This is a genomic window from Pseudomonas sp. CCI3.1 (assembly GCF_034313985.1).
GTDB classification, from domain to species: Bacteria; Pseudomonadota; Gammaproteobacteria; order Pseudomonadales; family Pseudomonadaceae; genus Aquipseudomonas; species Aquipseudomonas psychrophila.
The window spans coordinates 1,628,769-1,645,159 of the sequence record NZ_JAVIWO010000001.1 but is presented as its reverse complement, the minus strand read 5'-3'; the positions used below and the strand labels follow the sequence as shown (position 1 = coordinate 1,645,159).

General features: G+C 58.0%; 19 protein-coding genes. 13 read left to right on the top strand and 6 right to left on the bottom strand.

Annotation, left to right across the window (positions count from 1 at the left end):
* The first annotated feature begins 42 nt into the window (after nucleotides 1-42).
* From rnhA to RGV06_RS07510, 3 genes are all read left to right on the top strand, one after another.
* Nucleotides 43-495, top strand: coding sequence for a ribonuclease HI (gene rnhA, locus RGV06_RS07520; protein ID WP_019828395.1), 453 nt, complete (start codon nucleotides 43-45; stop codon nucleotides 493-495).
* Nucleotides 488-1,246 carry a DNA polymerase III subunit epsilon gene (gene dnaQ, locus RGV06_RS07515; protein WP_322149738.1) on the top strand — a complete coding sequence of 253 codons (759 nt, stop codon included), beginning with the start codon at nucleotides 488-490 and terminating at the stop codon, nucleotides 1,244-1,246. The genes rnhA and dnaQ overlap by 8 nt, the downstream gene beginning before the upstream one ends.
* 92 nt (nucleotides 1,247-1,338) lie before the next feature.
* Nucleotides 1,339-1,920: a GNAT family N-acetyltransferase gene (locus RGV06_RS07510; protein ID WP_019828393.1), complete on the top strand. Its 582-nt coding sequence runs from the start codon at nucleotides 1,339-1,341 to the stop codon at nucleotides 1,918-1,920.
* A gap of 17 nt (nucleotides 1,921-1,937) precedes the next feature.
* Here the strand turns inward: RGV06_RS07510 and RGV06_RS07505 are convergent, their stop codons facing one another.
* The gene (locus RGV06_RS07505) at nucleotides 1,938-2,849 is read right to left on the bottom strand and encodes a LysR family transcriptional regulator (RefSeq protein ID WP_048351705.1); all 912 of its coding nucleotides are present in this window, start codon (nucleotides 2,847-2,849) and stop codon (nucleotides 1,938-1,940) included.
* Between the two features lie 95 nt (nucleotides 2,850-2,944).
* On the bottom strand, nucleotides 2,945-3,166 hold the full coding sequence (locus RGV06_RS07500; RefSeq protein WP_322149737.1) for a hypothetical protein: 222 nt from the start codon (nucleotides 3,164-3,166) through the stop codon (nucleotides 2,945-2,947).
* A 197-nt stretch (nucleotides 3,167-3,363) separates the two neighbouring features.
* On the opposite strand from RGV06_RS07500, the gene RGV06_RS07495 reads away from it, so the two are divergent.
* Nucleotides 3,364-3,924: an NADPH-dependent FMN reductase gene (locus tag RGV06_RS07495; protein ID WP_046810832.1), complete on the top strand. Its 561-nt coding sequence runs from the start codon at nucleotides 3,364-3,366 to the stop codon at nucleotides 3,922-3,924.
* A 60-nt stretch (nucleotides 3,925-3,984) separates the two neighbouring features.
* On the opposite strand, the gene phnX is transcribed toward RGV06_RS07495, so the two are convergent.
* Nucleotides 3,985-4,812 carry a phosphonoacetaldehyde hydrolase gene (gene phnX, locus RGV06_RS07490; protein ID WP_019828389.1) on the bottom strand — a complete coding sequence of 276 codons (828 nt, stop codon included), beginning with the start codon at nucleotides 4,810-4,812 and terminating at the stop codon, nucleotides 3,985-3,987.
* An 85-nt stretch (nucleotides 4,813-4,897) separates the two neighbouring features.
* The gene (locus tag RGV06_RS07485; protein WP_198821079.1) at nucleotides 4,898-6,007 is read right to left on the bottom strand and encodes a 2-aminoethylphosphonate--pyruvate transaminase; all 1,110 of its coding nucleotides are present in this window, start codon (nucleotides 6,005-6,007) and stop codon (nucleotides 4,898-4,900) included.
* Between the two features lie 113 nt (nucleotides 6,008-6,120).
* Between RGV06_RS07485 and RGV06_RS07480 the strand changes: the two genes are divergently transcribed.
* Complete coding sequence (locus tag RGV06_RS07480; RefSeq protein WP_019828387.1) at nucleotides 6,121-6,978, top strand: LysR substrate-binding domain-containing protein; 858 nt, start codon at nucleotides 6,121-6,123, stop codon at nucleotides 6,976-6,978.
* Between the two features lie 55 nt (nucleotides 6,979-7,033).
* On the opposite strand, the gene RGV06_RS07475 is transcribed toward RGV06_RS07480, so the two are convergent.
* Nucleotides 7,034-7,903 carry a LysR family transcriptional regulator gene (locus RGV06_RS07475; protein WP_019828386.1) on the bottom strand — a complete coding sequence of 290 codons (870 nt, stop codon included), beginning with the start codon at nucleotides 7,901-7,903 and terminating at the stop codon, nucleotides 7,034-7,036.
* A gap of 288 nt (nucleotides 7,904-8,191) precedes the next feature.
* On the opposite strand from RGV06_RS07475, the gene RGV06_RS07470 reads away from it, so the two are divergent.
* From RGV06_RS07470 to RGV06_RS07460, 3 genes are all read left to right on the top strand, one after another.
* The gene (locus RGV06_RS07470) at nucleotides 8,192-9,517 is read left to right on the top strand and encodes an MFS transporter (RefSeq protein WP_019828385.1); all 1,326 of its coding nucleotides are present in this window, start codon (nucleotides 8,192-8,194) and stop codon (nucleotides 9,515-9,517) included.
* 15 nt (nucleotides 9,518-9,532) lie between these two features.
* A complete protein-coding gene (locus RGV06_RS07465; protein WP_198821081.1) occupies nucleotides 9,533-10,924 on the top strand; it encodes an FAD-dependent oxidoreductase in 1,392 nt (463 codons plus the stop codon).
* 107 nt (nucleotides 10,925-11,031) lie between these two features.
* Nucleotides 11,032-11,736 (top strand): YebC/PmpR family DNA-binding transcriptional regulator, encoded by a 705-nt coding sequence (locus RGV06_RS07460; protein ID WP_019828383.1) that lies wholly within the window; start codon nucleotides 11,032-11,034, stop codon nucleotides 11,734-11,736.
* Between the two features lie 164 nt (nucleotides 11,737-11,900).
* Here RGV06_RS07460 and RGV06_RS07455 read toward each other — a convergent pair whose 3' ends face one another.
* Nucleotides 11,901-13,211 carry a protein kinase gene (locus RGV06_RS07455; RefSeq protein WP_048351701.1) on the bottom strand — a complete coding sequence of 437 codons (1,311 nt, stop codon included), beginning with the start codon at nucleotides 13,209-13,211 and terminating at the stop codon, nucleotides 11,901-11,903.
* A 198-nt stretch (nucleotides 13,212-13,409) separates the two neighbouring features.
* Here RGV06_RS07455 and RGV06_RS07450 point away from each other — a divergent pair, with 198 nt between their 5' ends.
* Genes RGV06_RS07450 through RGV06_RS07430 form a run of 5 tightly spaced genes read left to right on the top strand, consistent with a single transcriptional unit; the run spans nucleotide 13,410 to nucleotide 16,343 of the window.
* Nucleotides 13,410-13,934 (top strand): spore coat U domain-containing protein, encoded by a 525-nt coding sequence (locus tag RGV06_RS07450; protein WP_048351700.1) that lies wholly within the window; start codon nucleotides 13,410-13,412, stop codon nucleotides 13,932-13,934.
* Nucleotides 13,935-13,950: 16 nt separating this feature from the next.
* Nucleotides 13,951-14,490, top strand: coding sequence for a spore coat U domain-containing protein (locus RGV06_RS07445; RefSeq protein WP_019828380.1), 540 nt, complete (start codon nucleotides 13,951-13,953; stop codon nucleotides 14,488-14,490).
* A gap of 18 nt (nucleotides 14,491-14,508) precedes the next feature.
* Nucleotides 14,509-15,042 carry a spore coat U domain-containing protein gene (locus RGV06_RS07440; RefSeq protein ID WP_322149733.1) on the top strand — a complete coding sequence of 178 codons (534 nt, stop codon included), beginning with the start codon at nucleotides 14,509-14,511 and terminating at the stop codon, nucleotides 15,040-15,042.
* Between the two features lie 59 nt (nucleotides 15,043-15,101).
* Nucleotides 15,102-15,542, top strand: a complete 441-nt coding sequence (locus RGV06_RS07435; protein ID WP_231984113.1) for a spore coat U domain-containing protein — start codon at nucleotides 15,102-15,104, stop codon at nucleotides 15,540-15,542.
* Nucleotides 15,543-15,566: 24 nt separating this feature from the next.
* Nucleotides 15,567-16,343: a molecular chaperone gene (locus RGV06_RS07430; protein WP_046810836.1), complete on the top strand. Its 777-nt coding sequence runs from the start codon at nucleotides 15,567-15,569 to the stop codon at nucleotides 16,341-16,343.
* The last annotated feature ends 48 nt before the right edge of the window (nucleotides 16,344-16,391 follow it).

The following is a 16,391-nucleotide window of genomic DNA, read 5'->3' as shown; positions in this document are numbered from 1 at the left end:
TGATGGTCAGGCCATAAGCAGCCTTTTTCTGGATAGTTTGTAATGACCGATAGCGTTGAAATGTTCACCGATGGTGCCTGCAAGGGCAATCCTGGCCCGGGTGGCTGGGGTGCCTTGCTGGTCTGCCAGGGCGTTGAAAAAGAACTCTGGGGTGGCGAAGCCAATACCACCAATAACCGCATGGAGCTGATGGCCGCCATTCGCGGTCTTGAAGAGCTTAAACGCCCGTGTGAAGTGTTGCTGGTGACTGACTCCCAGTACGTGATGAAAGGCATCACCGAATGGATGGTCAACTGGAAAAAGCGTGGCTGGAAAACCGCTTCCAAAGAGCCGGTGAAAAACGCCGATCTATGGAAGCTGCTCGATGAGCAGGTCAACCGTCATACCGTGAAGTGGCAGTGGGTACGTGGGCACATCGGTCATCCTGGCAACGAACGCGCCGACCAGTTGGCCAACCGCGGAGTAGATCAGGTGCGGGGAATCAAGCATGCGTAGTGTGGTACTCGATACCGAAACCACCGGTATGCCGGTCACTGACGGCCACCGCGTGATCGAGATCGGTTGCGTCGAGTTGATGGGGCGTCGTTTGACCGGCCGGCATTTTCACGTATACCTGCAGCCCGACCGTGAAAGTGACGAGGGCGCCATCGGCGTTCACGGTATTACCAACGAATTTCTGGTGGGCAAGCCCCGCTTTGCTGAAGTGGCCGATGAGTTTTTTGATTTCATCAAGGGCGCTCAGTTGATCATTCATAACGCCGCGTTTGACGTGGGCTTTTTGAATAACGAATTTGCCCTGATCGGGCAGGCGGACCGGGCGGACATAACCCGTCACTGCTCCATCCTCGATACCCTGGCCATGGCGCGGGCCCGTCACCCGGGGCAGCGCAACAGTCTTGATGCCTTGTGCAAACGCTATGGTGTCGACAACTCGGGCCGTGAACTCCACGGCGCATTGCTCGACTCCGAGATCCTGGCAGACGTTTACCTGACCATGACCGGAGGTCAGACCAGCCTGTCGTTGGCCGGTAATGCTTCCGACGGAAATGGTTCTGGCGAAGGCTCAGGCAACCAGGCCAGCGAAATCCGCCGCTTGTCGGCCGACCGTCAGCCGGGTCGGATTATTCGTGCAAGTGAAAGCGACTTGGCCGAGCATGCGGCTCGTCTTGAAGCAATTGCCAAATCGGCAGGCAGCCCGTCGTTGTGGGCCCAGCTTCTCGACGCTAAGGGACAGACGCTGCAATAGCCTTGCGCTAACCTTGTAGTCGCTGCCGCAGGCTGCAATGGGTTGCACAGCAGCCCATTGTCAGCATCGACGACAAGAAAGAAGGATTTTTCATGCATCTGGTTATGAACCCCAAAGACCCTCAAGTCTCTGTACGTTTGGCCGACGAAGGTTTTGCGCCGTACGTGTGGTGCAATGACTTCAGCTTTGAAGTTCGCGCTTACGCTCGCGCCGACCGCCATAAAAGGGTCGAGCACTGGCCGCTGGACCTGATCACGCCTTATCGCAAATGCTACGGCATCGACCCTGATGAATTTGCCAGCTATCGGGGTGGCAAGGACAGCGACATCTTCATGGCGTACCTGGACAATCAGCCGGTCGGGCATGTGGTGGTGAGCACCAACTGGAATGGCTTCGCCCACGTGGATGAGCTAGCCGTCGTCGCCAGCGCCCGTCGCCATGGCGTGGCCAAGTCATTGCTGGATGTGGTCAAGTTCTGGAGCCACAAAAAAAACCTGCCGGGAATCATGCTGGAAACCCAAAACAACAACCTTGGCGCATGCCGGTTGTATGAACGTTGCGGGTATCAGGTCGGTGGCATCGATTACCTGCGCTATCGCGGCATAGACCCGCAGACCAGCGAAGTGGCGATCTTCTGGTATTTGATGTTTGAGAATCGCGACGCAGTACTTTGAAGGTCATGGGGCGGTTGTTACAGCACCACCAACCCCTGATCCGCGAGTAATGCCTCGGCCTTTTGACGCACGATATCGAGCAGTGCCTTAAGCGCAGGCCCGGGCTGTGCGTCTTTGCGGGTCAGCCCGTAGAGTGTTACCGGGATAGCCGGTGACAGTGGGCACACATCCAGCCCGCTGGTTTTGGCTCCCACTGCCGTGAACGGATCGACCAGCGCCAACCCTTCGCCAGCTTCCACCATGCTGCGCATCATCTGGTAACTCTGAACCTGAATCTGTACCACAGGCACCGGGCGCAAGGCTTGAAGCTTGTCATCGAGCAGGCGGCTCAAAGGGTCGTGCTGCTGCAGGCCAATCATTGCCTGTCCAGCCAACTCTTGCAGTGCGATGTATTTGTGCTTGGGGGATAACCAGCCGTGGGGTGCCAGGAACTGCACTTTGCCTTGAATCAGCGGCTGGCAGTCGATCCCGGGTTGTTCAGATGCCTGCAAACTCAGGCCGATATCGCATTCGTCCATTAACAGGCGGCGCACAATTTCGGCGCAAGGCTGGCTGGTCAAGGTGGTCGGCGTATCGGGGAAACGGCGCCTGAGGGCACCTATGCAGTGAGGCAGAAGAGGGTGTGCCAGGGTTTCGCTGCAGGCCACGCGCAAGGCCGGCTCCTGATGCTGGCGCAAGTCGTTGCCAAGCTGGCGTAGCGGCTCAAGTGCCTGGTACAGCTGGTTGATATGGGGTTGGAGCACAAGGGTGTCGCGGGTGGCTTTAAGCCGCCCGCGAACACTGGCAAACAGCATAAAGCCCAATTGCTGCTCGGCTTCCTGCAGCGTGGCGCTGAGGGTTGCCGCGGGCAATTGCAGCAACTCGGCAGCATGGCCGAGATTGCCGGTTTGCAAGATGGCTTGAATCACTTCGATGTGGCGTAAACGCATGCGTGAAGTCCATGTCCGGCAGATGAGGTTTCAGCGTTATGAAGCCTGACCCAAGTCTCATCCTTTGACTTCAGCGATATGCCGCGGGCAGCAGGTTAGGCGGCGACAACCGGAGAAGGATCTCGAACCAGTATGACGCCCGACTGTACTAGCTCGAAGGTATTGTCGTCGTTCTTTTTGACGCGATCGCCAATGGCCAGTTTGTACGTTTTTACCGGTTGGTCGTCTGCCGCTTGTGTATCTTCAAACTCATGCACGGAATAGACGCGACCTTCCGCATCCCTTGCATGAAATTGCCCAACGAGAACTGCCGCCATTTGTAGAGAACCTCTGGAGATAAACACCCAATTTGCGGTTCTGTAGACCGTTGATCAGTAGGGGAAGTTTAGCAATGTGAAAAAAATAGTCCTGCTACTTTACAGGCTTGCAGGCAGATAGGGTGAACTGGGGTGCAAGAAAGGCGTCCGATCATCTATAACTACTCTTCCTACAACTACAGACTCGGGGTTTTTCTATGAGCAAGGTCTACAGCGTTGCGGTGTTGGTCGGTAGTCTGAGGAAAGATTCTCTCAATCGAAAAGTCGCCCTTGCTCTGGCAGAACTGTCTCCGGCAAGTCTGAAGCTGGATATTGTCGAAATCGGTGACCTGGCGCTTTATAACGAAGACATTGATGTCACGCCGCCACCTGCGTCTTACAGCACGTTTCGCGATCAGGTACGCCCGGCCGATGCTGTGCTGTTCGTGACCCCTGAATACAACCGCTCGGTGCCGGGTGTATTGAAAAACGCGATTGATGTCGGCTCGCGTCCCTATGGTCAAAGCGTGTTCAGTGGCAAGCCGGGTGCCGTGATCAGTGTTTCTCCGGGAGCCATTGGCGGCTTTGGGGCAAACCAGCATTTGCGCCAGTCACTGGTTTTCCTCAATGTGCCGTGCATGCAGCAGCCTGAAGCGTACCTGGGCGGGGCGGGGGATGCATTTGATGCGTCTGGAAAGCTGTCAGACAAAACTCGACCGTTTTTGCAGAAATTCATCGACGACTTTGCCAATTGGGTCGAGCAGCAACACAAACGCTGAGTCTTTCTCATAAAAAACGCGGCAGGCCTGACTCAGGGCAGCCGCGTTTTTTTATCTCACTTAGCTGCTTTGTGGCATTTCGCCATTGGCCAGGCGCTGGTTGATATCGGCAATGACGTTCGGCAGGTCGCTGATGGTGTCTATCAGGTAGTGGGGGCGTGAGCCTGCAAACAAGGCATGAATGCGGGTGCGCTCACTGTCCAGTGTCGCGGCATCCAGCGCCTTGTATTGCGCGTAGGTCAAGCCCAGCGCGTTGCCGGAGCACACCAGCGCGACCGTCCACATGCCTGCACGGCGGCCTTCGAGGATGCCCGGCACGGTGTCGTCGATTTTCACGCAGGCGCCTACATCATCGATGCCCAGCGCGATCACGTTGGCCAGTGCTTGAGCGGGCCACGGGCGGCCATTGGGCACTTCGTCGGTGGCCACTACGTGATCCGCGACGTAGCCATTGGTGGCCGCCAGCTCAACGACTTTGGCCATCACCTGCGCCGGGTAGCCCGAGCATGATCCGATTTTGATGCCTTGTTCACGCAGTTTGGCGATGGTTTCCAATGCGCCGGGGATCAGGGCCGAGTGCTCGGCAATTTTTTCGATTTGCAGCGGCATAAAACGTTGGTAAATGGCGGTTACGTCTTCGTCAGTCGGCGCGCGGCCAAACACGTTTGTATAGCGCTCGGTGATTTGTGGTTGGTCACACAAGGTGCGGATGTGGTCCCACTTGCCCATGCCCATCGGGCCGCGTGCTTCTTCGATGGAAACCTGTACGTCGAACTCGGCGAAGGCTTCGACAAAAATTTGCGTCGGTGCGAACGAGCCAAAGTCGACCACGGTGCCTGCCCAATCGAGAATGGCTGCCTGGAGTTTGCTCGGGTTGGTGTAATTCATGTCTGTCAATCCTGTATGAGCGGGCTGTGCCGCACGAAGTAATTTGGGTTGTTCAAGCAGGTGGGAGCGCCTCGCCCCCACATCATCAGATCTCGAAGACTTCCATCTCTTGCAGCACCTGGCCTACCGCATTGACGGCAGCCTGCATCTCAGCCTTATTGACGTGACCGATGCAGCCCACGCGGAAGGTTTCGACCTGGGTCAATTTGCCCGGATACAAGATGAAACCCTTGGCTTTGACGCGTTGATAGAACTCCTTGAACTGGTAGCGCGGATCTTTGGGGGCATGGAAGGTGACGATAATCGGCGCTTGAATGGCGTCAGGCAGGAAGCTACGGATACCCAGCCCGGCCATGCCGTCGAGCAGCGTCTGGCAGTTGTTGGCATAACGCTGGTGGCGTGCCGGCAAACCGCCTTCTTCGTTGTACTGCAGCAGGGCTTCGTGCAAGGCCGCGACCACGTGGGTGGGCGGAGTGAAGCGCCATTGGCCTGTCTTGGCCATATAGGCGTGCTGATCAAACAGGTCCATCGCCAGTGAGTGACTGTTGCCTGCGGCGTTCGCCAGTGCCTCTTTGCGGGCGAAAACAAAACCCATGCCCGGAACGCCTTCCAGGCATTTTCCGGAGGCGGCGATCAGCGCGTCGAAAGGGACTTGCTGCGCATCAATGGGCAGAGCGCCGAAAGAACTCATGGCGTCGATGATCAGACGTTTCCCGTGTTGAGCAATGACCGTTGCAATTTCGGGCAGCGGATTAAGAATTCCGGTACTGGTTTCGCAGTGAATCAGAGCCACATGGGTGATGCTCGGGTCGGCACTCAGCAGACGCTCTACGTCGGCAGCAGTGGTGGGTTCATCTTCAGCTGTTTCAAAGGTGCTGAAGCGACGCCCCAGCACTTCGCAGATCTTGGCCAGTCGTTTGCCATAGGCACCGTTGATCAGCACCAGCACATTGCCATCTCGTGGCACCAGGGTGCCGATGGCGGCCTCGACGGCGAAGGTGCCGCTGCCTTGCAGAGGCACACAGTGATGGCTGCTCTTGCCATTGACGATGGTCAGCAGTTGGTCGCAGAGGCTGGCAGTCAACTGGTTGAAGCTGTCATCCCAGGAACCCCAGTCGACCATCATCGCCTGGCGGGTACGCGCCGACGTTGTCAGTGGGCCGGGGGTCAGCAGGATCGGCGCGGCAGTACTCATTCTGAAGTCCTCACAAGCATTGGATGGCTACTTGGTACAGGGCATAAATTGCAGTTTGAGTTGATATCAATCAAATTGTTTGTTGTTATGCCAGCCATCAGTGAGGGTTATGCATGAATTTATTCCAGCTTCGTGCCTTTGACGCCGTGGCCCGTGAAGGCAGTTTTACCCGCGCTGCGGCGCGACTTTTTATCAGTCAGCCGGCCGTAACCGGGCACATCAAGGCTCTTGAAGAGCACTATCAAATCACCTTGCTGCGGCGTACTGCACGGCGTGTAGAGTTGACCGAAGAAGGCACCAGGCTTGCTGCCATCACCCGCGCCATGTTTGGTTTGGTGGATGAGGCACAGGTCATGCTGGAGGCCAATCGCCAACTGCTCACCGGACGGCTTGAGGTGGCGGCCGACGGTCCGCATTTGGTGATGCCGATGCTGGCCAGCTTGCGGGCGCGTTATCCGGGGATCACCGTGAACTTGCGTTTGGGCAATGCCCAGGAAACCCTGGCGGCGTTGTTGTCGGAGCATGCCGATGTGGCTGTGCTGACAGAGGTCGAACCGCGCAAAGGGTTGACCTTGCGCGCGCTGGATCAGTCCAGGATATGCGCCTTGGTGCCGGCCAATCACCCGTGGCTGGCGCTGCCGGATGGTGTCGAGATTGCGCAACTGGATCAGGTGATCATGGTGTTGCGTGAACCGACATCGATCACCCGTCGCACCTTCGACACTGCCTGTGAGCTGGCCGCAGTTAACCCGCGGGTGTTGCTGGAATTGGACAGCCGCGAAGCCGTCACCGAGGCGGTAGCTGCTCAGCTCGGGGTGGGAATCGTGTCTTCGGTAGAAGTCAGCCATGACCCGCGTGTACGCGCGGTGCCGATCAACGGTGCTGGGTTGGTCAATCTGCATATGCTCGGTTGTATGGAGCGGCGTGCCGAGTTGCGGCTGATCAAGGCATTCATGGAGCTGGCGCCGTAAAGGCGCTTTAATCCTGTGGGAGCTGGCTCACTCCCACACTAGACTGTCCATGGGCTTACAAACTCTCCTTCACAATTTCCAGAAACGTCGCCACCACACGCCGTGAACTCTGCTCGCGCAGGCAGACCAGGGTTTCAGTCAGGCGTCTTTTGCAGTCGGTAATGGGCAGGGCGCATACCCGTGAGTCCGACCCGAATTCTGCCGCCGATACCACCCCTACGCCAATGCCGACAACCACCGCTTCACGTGCAGCTTCGCGGCCTTCCACCTGGATCGCGGCGCGAATACGCAGGCCAGCCTGGCTCATTTCTTCTTCAAGGGTTTGTCGGGTCACCGAGCCTACTTCGCGCAGCACCAAGGGGGTGTCATCCAGGTCGGCCAGGCAGATGGAACTGCGACTGGCCCACGGGTGGGTACGGGCCACAAACGCCACCATTGGATCGCTGCGCAAGGGCACGCTCAGCAGTCGCTCATCGCTGACATCGCGCCCCAGCAATGCCAAGTCCGCTTGGTAGTTGAACAAGCGTGTCAGGGATTCGTCGGTGTTTCCTGTTTCGATTTTTACTGTGATCCCCGGGTAGCGTTCACAGAAACGGGCTATTTGGGGCAGTACATGAACCGGCGCGTCGACGGCCAGAATCAGGCTCCCGGTTTGCAGGGCGCGGGAGTCTTGCAACAGCTCCTGTGCCTCGGCCTGCACCACGAAAAGACGCTGAGTGATGCTGAGCAAGCGCTCACCCAGATCCGTCAGGCGTACCGAGCGTTTGTTGCGGTGAAAAAGCAGCACGCCAAAACGTTCCTCAAGTTTTCTGACCTGATCGGAGATGGCCGGCTGGCTCAAAAACAACCGTTCGGCGGCGCGGGTAAAACTGCCGTGGACGGCGACCGCGTGAAAGGCTTTCAACTGCGCATGTGAAATCGGCATTGGATAACCTGTTACAAGCTGAGCTTATGAGTGAAATACGATAAATCGATTTTACCTATTAGTCAGTAATTGCTTTGATCGACCTCGGCCCGGCGTTATGTCCTCGATAGCGCCGGGTTGTGACACTCCCTGAAAAGACCTGCAAACCCAATAAAATGGACATCAGGGTGTGTCTGATAGATGCCGGTCTGCTTTCTCGGGGCGGTATTGAAGTGCTCAACATAATAAAAAAACAGGCGTTCTTTTCTGATTCTGCCGGCACATTTCACACCTGAGGTCAGACCCAACATGAATAAGTCCATTGCCACCATCCAGCGCTGGCGCGTGCAGATTTTTGCCATCACTTGGCTGGCCTACGCGGCCTTTTACTTCACACGAAAAGCCTTCTCCGTTGCCAAACTGGGCATCAGCGAAGACCCAAGCTTTCATCTGGACAAGATGGCCATGGCCAACCTTGACGGCATCTACCTCGCCGCGTATGCCGTCGGGCAATTCACTTGGGGGATCCTTGCGGACCGCTTTGGACCCAGGGTTGTGGTGTTGGGCGGCTTGATCATTTCGGCGCTGGCGGCACTGGTTATGGGCACTTACGCCACTTTGCCGATTTTTGCTACTTGCATGCTGATCCAGGGGTTGGCGCAATCGACGGGCTGGTCGGGCCTGTGCAAAAACATCGGAAGTTTCTTCCCGTCCGAGCAGCGTGGTCGGGTGCTGGGGCTGTGGAGTTCGTGTTACGCCTTTGGCGGGCTGGTGGCTTCACCCTTTGCCGGGTGGTGGGCATACACGCTGATGGGTACCTGGCACGCGGCGTTTATTTCCAGTGCAGTGGTGGTGGCATTGGTGGCGGGGCTGTTCTTTATATTCCAGCGCAACACTCCTGAAGATGTCGGTCTACCTGCGGTCGAGCCGGAGCCGGAAATGAGCGCTGAGGAGATTGCTGCCGAAAAACGCATCAGTGTATTGGCCCCGCTGCGCGAGATCATGCGCAATCGCACGGTACTGACCCTGGGGCTGGCGTACTTCATGTTGAAGCCGGCGCGTTACGCAATTCTGTTGTGGGGGCCGGTCATCGTTTTTGAACAAATGCCCCAAGTGGGTAAGGTTGGTGCGGCCATTATTCCCACGGCCTTTGAGCTGGCGGGTTTGTTGGGGCCGATCATGATAGGCCTGGCCTCCGACAAGCTATTCGGCGCCCGGCGAATGCCAGCCTGCATTTTGAGTCTGCTGGCGCTGACCGTTTCCCTTGCATTCTTTATGGGGGCATTGCATTCCGGCAGCGTAACGCTGGTGGTGGCCTTGTTGTTTGTAATGGGGCTGACCCTGTACGGGCCCGACTCCATGATCAGCGGCGCTGCCGCCATTGATTTTGGCACCGCCAAAGCCGGTGCCACCGCGGCGGGTTTTGTGAATGGCTGCGGTTCAGTCGGGGCGATTCTTGGCGGTTTGTTGCCTGGCTATTTCGACACGGTCACGGTGTTTATTGTATTTGCCTGCTGCGCGCTTTTTTCCTCCCTGGTGCTGATCCCGCACTGGAACAGCAGGCCTGCAGGGCTCAACGCCGGCTGCGCGTTTGTACCCAATCACCCGTTGTTGATCAAACCTTTGCGTACCTGAGCAGGAGAACGACCCATGCGACCTTTTTGGCTGGAACAGGCACTTGCCCAGGAAAATATAGAACCCTGCACGGCGCTGCAGGGTGAAACACGGGCTCAAGTGTGCATTGTGGGCGGCGGTTACACAGGGCTGTGGTCCGCGATCATGCTCAAGGAGCAGAGCCCCGAACTGGACGTGGTGCTGATTGAGGCTGACATCTGCGGGGCAGGTGCCAGCGGGCGTAACGGAGGCTGCGCGCTGTCCTGGTCGGCCAAGTACTTCACCCTTGAACGCTTGTTCGGGGTGGAGGAGGCGGTGCGACTGGTCAAAGCGTCAGAACAAAGCATTTATGCGATTGGCGCGTTTTGTGAAAAGTACGCAGTGGACGCGGATTACCGCCTCGATGGCACGCTGTATACCGCGACCAATCAGGCGCAGGTTGGCTCCACAGACGGCGTGATTGCCGCGCTGGAGCGTCAATCCATCAACTCGTTCAGCAAGTTGCCCGTTGACGAGGTCCAGCGCCGGGCCGGATCGGCTCAGCATGTGGAGGGCTGGTTTTCTCCCGCAGCGGCCAGCGTGCAACCGGGCAAGCTGGTGCGCGGGTTGCGCCGGGTTGCCTTGCAGCTAGGCGTGAAAATTTATGAGAACACTCCAATGACCGGGCTGGAGGAAGGCGCCCCGGCAGTGATCCGCACCCCGGCGGGGAGCATTCGCGCCGACCGTGTGGTGCTGGCGATGAATGCGTGGATGGCCCGGGCGTTTCCACAGTTCGAACGCAGCGTGGCGATTGTGTCCAGCGATATGCTGATTACCGAACCCCGTCCTGACTTGCTGCAGGAAATCGGCCTGACCAGCGGTGTCACCGTGCTCGACTCACGAATTTTCGTGCACTACTACCACAACACCCCGGACGGGCGAATCATGCTGGGCAAGGGCGGCAACACCTTTGCCTATGGCGGGCGCATGTTGCCGGTATTCGATCAGCCTTCACCCTACGCCGGGCTACTGAGCAAAAGCCTTGAGCAGTTCTTTCCGGCATTTGCGGGGGTTGGAGTGGAGGCTACCTGGAACGGGCCTTCTGATCGTTCGGTCACCGGTTTGCCGTTTTTCGGTCAGATGAGCAGCCACGGCAATGTGTTTTATGGCTTTGGTTATTCAGGTAGCGGGGTAGGTCCGTGCCACATGGGCGGGCAGATCCTGGCGTCACTGGTGCAGGGGCTGGCTAATGACTGGACACGTTCGCCGCTGGTCAACGGACCGTTGGGTTATTTTCCGCCCGAACCCATTCGTTACCTGGGCTCGTTGATGGTGCGCAATGCGATTCGGCGCAAGGAGCGTGCCGAAGACCATGGCCACCGGCCCCGGCATCTGGATGTGCGTCTGGCCAGATTTGCAGCGGCTGCGGGCAAGGCCGACAAGGGTTAAGCAGGCAACGATTGGATTTTTTGGTCGATTGCCGACTTCTTGCCGTATAAACTTGCGCCCATTCGACGGCCGACAGGCCGCGACACACCAGATTGAGAGAGTGAGTTATGGGCGCACAGTGGAAGGTTAAACATAAAGCGGACGCCGCCAACAGCCGCGGCAAGATTTTTGGCAAGTTGGCCAAGGAACTGACAGTTGCTGCTCGCAACGGCGCAGATCCGGACATGAACTCGCACTTGCGTCTGGTCTACGAACAGGCCAAAAAGGCTTCGATGCCGGCTGACACCATCAAGCGTGCGATCAACAAAGGTGCCGGTATCGGTACTGAAGCCGTGCAATACCATCGTGTGACCTATGAAGGCTTTGCACCTCATCAGGTACCGCTGATCATTGAGTGCCTGACGGACAACATCAACCGCACCGTGGCTGAAATCCGCGTTGCTTTCCGCAAAGGCCAACTGGGCGCTTCGGGTTCGGTGGCATGGGACTTCAACCACGTCGGCATGATCGAAGCCAAGCCTGATACCCCGGATGCAGACCCTGAAATGGCCGCGATTGAAGCGGGTGCCCAGGACTTCGAAGAAGGTGAAGACGAAGGCACGACTTTGTTCATCACTGAGCCGACTGACCTGGACTCCGTGCAAAAAGCACTGCCGGAGCAAGGCTTCACCGTGTTATCGGCCAAATTGGGCTACCAGCCGAAAAACCCGGTCAGTGGTTTGACTGACGAGCAAATGGCTGAAGTCCAGGAGTTTCTGGCCAAGCTGGAAGAGCAGGACGACGTGCAGGACATGTTTGTAGCGCTGGCCTGAGTCTGCCCTGACTCCGTAGCAGCTGCCGTAGGAACGAGGCTGCGTTCGAGCGCGAAGCGGTCGTAAAACCTGAGTCTTAGGTGTATTCGACACACCGTGAACTATGACATTACGACCGCTTCGCGTTCGAACGCAGCCTTCGTTCCTCGGCAGCTGCTACGCACTTATCCCAGTATCTGGTTAACCTCAGCAAACCCGGGTCGTGCCAACACCTCCGGCTGGATGCAACGCTGTTGCAAGCCTTGTAACGCACTGCGCCGTTGATCACTCAGGCCTGAATCGATCCGCTCCAGCAACTCCCCCAGTAAAATCCCGAAGGCACGTACTTCAATACGTTGCAGCGCACGGCTGCGCGGGCTGTCGTCGATGGCGTGGAAGCACGCTGCACCAAAATCCCCCAGCAGGCATTCGCCTTGTGCATTGAACAAAATGTTGTGCCCGTACAAGTCGCCATGACAGATGCCCTGCGCGTGCAAATGACCTGCCGCCGAGGCGATGCCGCGAGCGATACGCAAAGCGCTGTCGCCGGTAAAGCGGGTGCTGTCGGCATACACATCACGGCTGCAGGTATCGAAACTGGGGAGGGCCGCCAGGTTGATGAACGACGGGTCGATCAGCTCCATGACCAGACCGGCCTGATTCTCAGGATGCCCGGCGACACGTCCTAATACTTTGATCAGGTTGGGGTGCCGGCCTGCGGCGATACAGGCGTTCATTTCATTGAGTGGCGAGCCGTCGCTGGTGATGCTGCCCTTGTACAGCTTGACGGCAACTGACTGGTCAGCCTGACCGGGGCGGCTCCACCGTGCTTGATAAATGATGCCGGAGGCGCCTTCGCCCAGTTTGTGCTCAAGCTCAAGGTGCGACCAATCGATATTCGGGGTGTTGTCGGGCTGGCGACGGGCGCTGGCATCTTCTTGCAACGGGTTACCGGCGTATGCCAGCCAGCTCAGGCCTGGCAGTGCCAGCAGCATGTCAGGCAGCTCGCTGAATTGGTTGGCCGCCAGGCGGATCAGTTCCAGACGCTCACAGCCGGCCAGGCTGCGGGGCAGTTGCTGGAGACGGTTACCGGCCAGCATCAGCTTTTGCAGTAGGGGGCGCTGGCCCAGTGCTTCGGGTAATTGCTCGATGCAGTTGTCGGTCAGGATCAGCCACCGCAGCAAAGGTGGCAGCGCAGCAGACGGCACGCTTTGGATCTGGTTGGCTTTGAAGCCAATCATGCTCAACTGTGCGCACTGGCCCAAACAAGCTGGCAGTTCGGTGAACTGATTGTCCGAGCAAAACAGAATGCGCAAACGGGTCAGGCGATGCAGGTCATCGGGCAGGCTGCTTAGGGCGTTACCGCTCAGGTTAAGAATTTCCAGCGAGTCGGCCAGCTGGAAAATTTCGGGCGGGAACTCGGTCAGCCCACACGACAGATCAAGGCGTTTGAGGCCCGCCAGTTGGCCGGCGCGCAGTTTGGCGAGGGTATCCATAAGCAGGGTCGGGTACTCGTGGGTGGGGCAAAAGTGTCGCGCATGATAACGATTAATCAGCGTGGGGCCGAGTATTTGCGTGTAGGGGCTGTGAGTTAAGAGTTAGGTTTCGTTTAACTTTGTTTAATTTCTTACACAGCTGGACGTATCGTCCTTCGATGCTAGCCTTCATCCTATAAATGCACACAAGGAAAGGTCATGGAGTGCCGTCTAGGGATAGTCATCATAGGCTCCTTGTTCAGTACCTGTGCCTGGTCTGCGCAGTACGAGGTTCAGGTTCGAGTCATCGTCGAACGAGGCTGCCAACTGGTGGGTATAACCCGCGACGCTGGCGTTGAGTCCTTGGGCCTCCTTGATTTCGGCCGTACTGCGCGGCTGGACGGTCCTTCGGCGCCCTTGGGTGCATCGCTGATAAACCCGCGTTTACCGCGCCTGGAATGCAATCCCGATACCACCTATCAAATTCAGGTCGACGGTGGCCAGCATGGTGGCACCGCAGATGTTCGCTATTTGGCCCTGGGGCCGGATAGCCCGCCCATTCCTTATCGACTGTTTAGCGATCCGGCCCGCCAGATCCCGTTGTCGGTCAATGTGCCTGTCAGCGGCACAGTGCCTGAGAGCGGTTCAGTTGAGTTGCCGTTATATGGCCGGATCGAGCCGTTGCGTCAGATCCCCCCAGCAGGACTGTATGCGGACCTGTTGAAAGTCACTCTCACGTGGTAGTGCCAGGAGTATGAATATGGCCGGCCCTGCTCAGTTGTCAGCCTTGCTTGCAGCCTGCGGGCTTTTGGTCAGCGGTGCACAGGCGGCCATGGTCAGCGGGCAGATTCAGGCGCGTCTGGTGATTATGGCCAGTTGCCAGGTGAGCAGTGGAGTGGGGACTGGAGAGGAAAACCGTCTCGATGATCTCGGAACGCTTAATTTCGGCTCAAAAGGCCCGACCTGGGATACACCGGTCGAGGTGTTGCTAGATGGCAGCGAGAGCAACTTGAGGGTGACCTGTAACCCTGCAGTGCGAGGTTTTACGGTTTCGATCGATGGTGGCAATCACGGTAATGGCGTAGACCGCCGACTGAGTAATGGCCGGCAAATGATCCCTTATCGCTTGTATCTCGATGCTGCTGGCAGCAACAGCTACAGCATCGGGCAGCAACACAATTTTGTGGTGGCAAGTGGCGGTCATGTACCGATCCCGGTGTATGGCATGGTGATGGCAAATCCTGTGGCGCTACCGGCTGGCGTCTATCGCGACACGCTGCGGGTGACGCTGGATTGGTAAACAAAAGTGGGGTGCAAGATGCGCGGACTTAAATCAACGCTGGGTTTCTCATTGTTGGGCTTGATGTTGACCGGCCCGGTGCAAGCAGTCACTACCGTGAGTGGCACTGTAAATGCCTCGTTGGTGCTGACGAGCAGTTGCCTGATCAACGGGGTGGTGGGTGCTGGTGGGGCGGTGTTCGGGGCGCTGGACTTCGGTACGACCACGACGCTGTTCGACACCGCGAACGCTCAGGTAATGAGCGGGGCTGGAGCCCTGAAGGTGCTGTGTTCGGCCGGGACCACTCCCGCGATCACTCTCGGCACGGGTGCCCATGACGGGTTAGCGGCGGCACAAGGCACGCGGGCATTGGCCAATGGCAGCAATTACGTGGGCTATGACCTGTACAGCGACTCGGGCCATACCACGCTGGTAGCTATCGGTGGCAACGTCACGCTGCCCCTGAGCACGGGTGTGGAGCAAACAGTCAATATTTACGGCAAAGCGACCGGCAAGTCCGGGCTGCCGGCCGGGACTTACAGCGACACCATTACTGTTGTGTTGACTTTTTAAGCCTTGTGGCATGGCTGCGTGCTCTATCACTGGTGCTGCTGTGCACCGGCAGTGCAACGGTGAATGCAGCTTTGACAGCGGCGCTACCGGTCAGCGCCAGCATCGTGGCGGGTTGTCTGGTGAACAGCACGGGGGGGCTGTACGGCACCTTGAGCTTCGGGACGTATTCCGCATTATCCACCGCGCCAGTGACGGTGGCGCTGGCAGGTGGTGTGACGCTGCAATGCACGCCGGGGGTCAGTGTAAGCATGCAAGTCAATGGCGGTTTGAATAACGTCAGCGGACGGCATTTAAAGATGGGCAGCGGTACTGCGCAGATTGCTTATCAGTTGTTTCAAGACGCAGCGCGTACCCAGAGCCTGGGTATCGCGCAATCGGTCAACGTGCCGTACACCAATGCCAACGCTATAAGCCTGCCGATTTACGGCTATGTGGTGTTGCCGGGCAACCAGCCGGCGGGCACCTACAGCGACACGCTGCAGGTGCAAATTTCTTATTGATGCCCAAGGATCAGGAGCCTGTTTATGCATTCATTTTTACGGCCACTTCAGGGGCTGGCCTTTTGCTTGCTGGTATTGGGCATGGCCCAGTCTGCACAGGCAGCCAGTTCGATTTTGATCTGGCCTATCGATCCGGTATTGGAAGCGGACCAACAGGCCAGTGCCCTGTGGTTGGAAAACCGTGGTGACACGCCCGCCAACTTGCAGATACGGGTATTCGCCTGGAATCAGGAAGGCTTTGACGACAAGTACCAGAACCAGCGCGATGTGGTTGGCAGCCCCCCTGTAGCCACCATCCAGCCCGGACAAAAGCAACTGATTCGCCTGACCCGGGCCAAGACTTTTCCGGCGGGCGAGGAGCACGCTTACCGCATCATCATTGACGAGATCCCGATGCCGCTGCCTCCCTCAGAGGCCGGCAGCAACAAGGCTGCGGCAGCTGTCCGCTTGCAGATGCGCTATTCGGTGCCGTTGTTTGCCTATGGCGCGGGGCTGTGGAGCAAGCCGGATGCCAGCCGCCCTCGGGACCCGAGCGGTGCGGGCTTGCCGCAATTGAGCGGACGCGCCGTCAAGGTCGACGGCAAGCCTTATGTCGAGGTGGTTAATCGCGGGGCGGTACATGCGCGATTGACCGAGGCCGCGCTCAAGTCGGGTGCTCAGTCCAAACCGGTCGTGGACGGGTTGCTGGGTTACGTGTTGCCAGGGGCAACGATGCGCTGGCCGGCACCGGCTCAGGGCGATGCGTTGCAGGTCCGTGTCAATGGCCAAGCGCAGTTGCAGACTGTGCCTTTAAGCCAATAACCCGGGCATCGACCCGTTTTCGCAAGTCACCTTCGGCAATCGCCCTTG

Excerpts from the sequence above, each read along its gene's own strand:
- RGV06_RS07430 (WP_046810836.1), top strand. The coding sequence starts at position 15,567 with ATGCATTCATTTTTACGGCCACTTCAGGGGCTGGCCTTTTGCTTGCTG.
- RGV06_RS07470 (WP_019828385.1), top strand. The coding sequence starts at position 8,192 with ATGAATAAGTCCATTGCCACCATCCAGCGCTGGCGCGTGCAGATTTTT.
- RGV06_RS07460 (WP_019828383.1), top strand. The coding sequence starts at position 11,032 with ATGGGCGCACAGTGGAAGGTTAAACATAAAGCGGACGCCGCCAACAGC.
- RGV06_RS07450 (WP_048351700.1), top strand. The coding sequence starts at position 13,410 with ATGGAGTGCCGTCTAGGGATAGTCATCATAGGCTCCTTGTTCAGTACC.
- RGV06_RS07510 (WP_019828393.1), top strand. The coding sequence starts at position 1,339 with ATGCATCTGGTTATGAACCCCAAAGACCCTCAAGTCTCTGTACGTTTG.
- RGV06_RS07455 (WP_048351701.1), bottom strand. The coding sequence starts at position 13,211 with ATGGATACCCTCGCCAAACTGCGCGCCGGCCAACTGGCGGGCCTCAAA.
- RGV06_RS07500 (WP_322149737.1), bottom strand. The coding sequence starts at position 3,166 with ATGGCGGCAGTTCTCGTTGGGCAATTTCATGCAAGGGATGCGGAAGGT.
- phnX (WP_019828389.1), bottom strand. The coding sequence starts at position 4,812 with ATGAATTACACCAACCCGAGCAAACTCCAGGCAGCCATTCTCGATTGG.
- rnhA (WP_019828395.1), top strand. The coding sequence starts at position 43 with ATGACCGATAGCGTTGAAATGTTCACCGATGGTGCCTGCAAGGGCAAT.
- RGV06_RS07445 (WP_019828380.1), top strand. The coding sequence starts at position 13,951 with ATGGCCGGCCCTGCTCAGTTGTCAGCCTTGCTTGCAGCCTGCGGGCTT.
- RGV06_RS07505 (WP_048351705.1), bottom strand. The coding sequence starts at position 2,849 with ATGCGTTTACGCCACATCGAAGTGATTCAAGCCATCTTGCAAACCGGC.
- dnaQ (WP_322149738.1), top strand. The coding sequence starts at position 488 with ATGCGTAGTGTGGTACTCGATACCGAAACCACCGGTATGCCGGTCACT.
- RGV06_RS07485 (WP_198821079.1), bottom strand. The coding sequence starts at position 6,007 with ATGAGTACTGCCGCGCCGATCCTGCTGACCCCCGGCCCACTGACAACG.
- RGV06_RS07465 (WP_198821081.1), top strand. The coding sequence starts at position 9,533 with ATGCGACCTTTTTGGCTGGAACAGGCACTTGCCCAGGAAAATATAGAA.
- RGV06_RS07475 (WP_019828386.1), bottom strand. The coding sequence starts at position 7,903 with ATGCCGATTTCACATGCGCAGTTGAAAGCCTTTCACGCGGTCGCCGTC.
- RGV06_RS07480 (WP_019828387.1), top strand. The coding sequence starts at position 6,121 with ATGAATTTATTCCAGCTTCGTGCCTTTGACGCCGTGGCCCGTGAAGGC.
- RGV06_RS07495 (WP_046810832.1), top strand. The coding sequence starts at position 3,364 with ATGAGCAAGGTCTACAGCGTTGCGGTGTTGGTCGGTAGTCTGAGGAAA.
- RGV06_RS07440 (WP_322149733.1), top strand. The coding sequence starts at position 14,509 with ATGCGCGGACTTAAATCAACGCTGGGTTTCTCATTGTTGGGCTTGATG.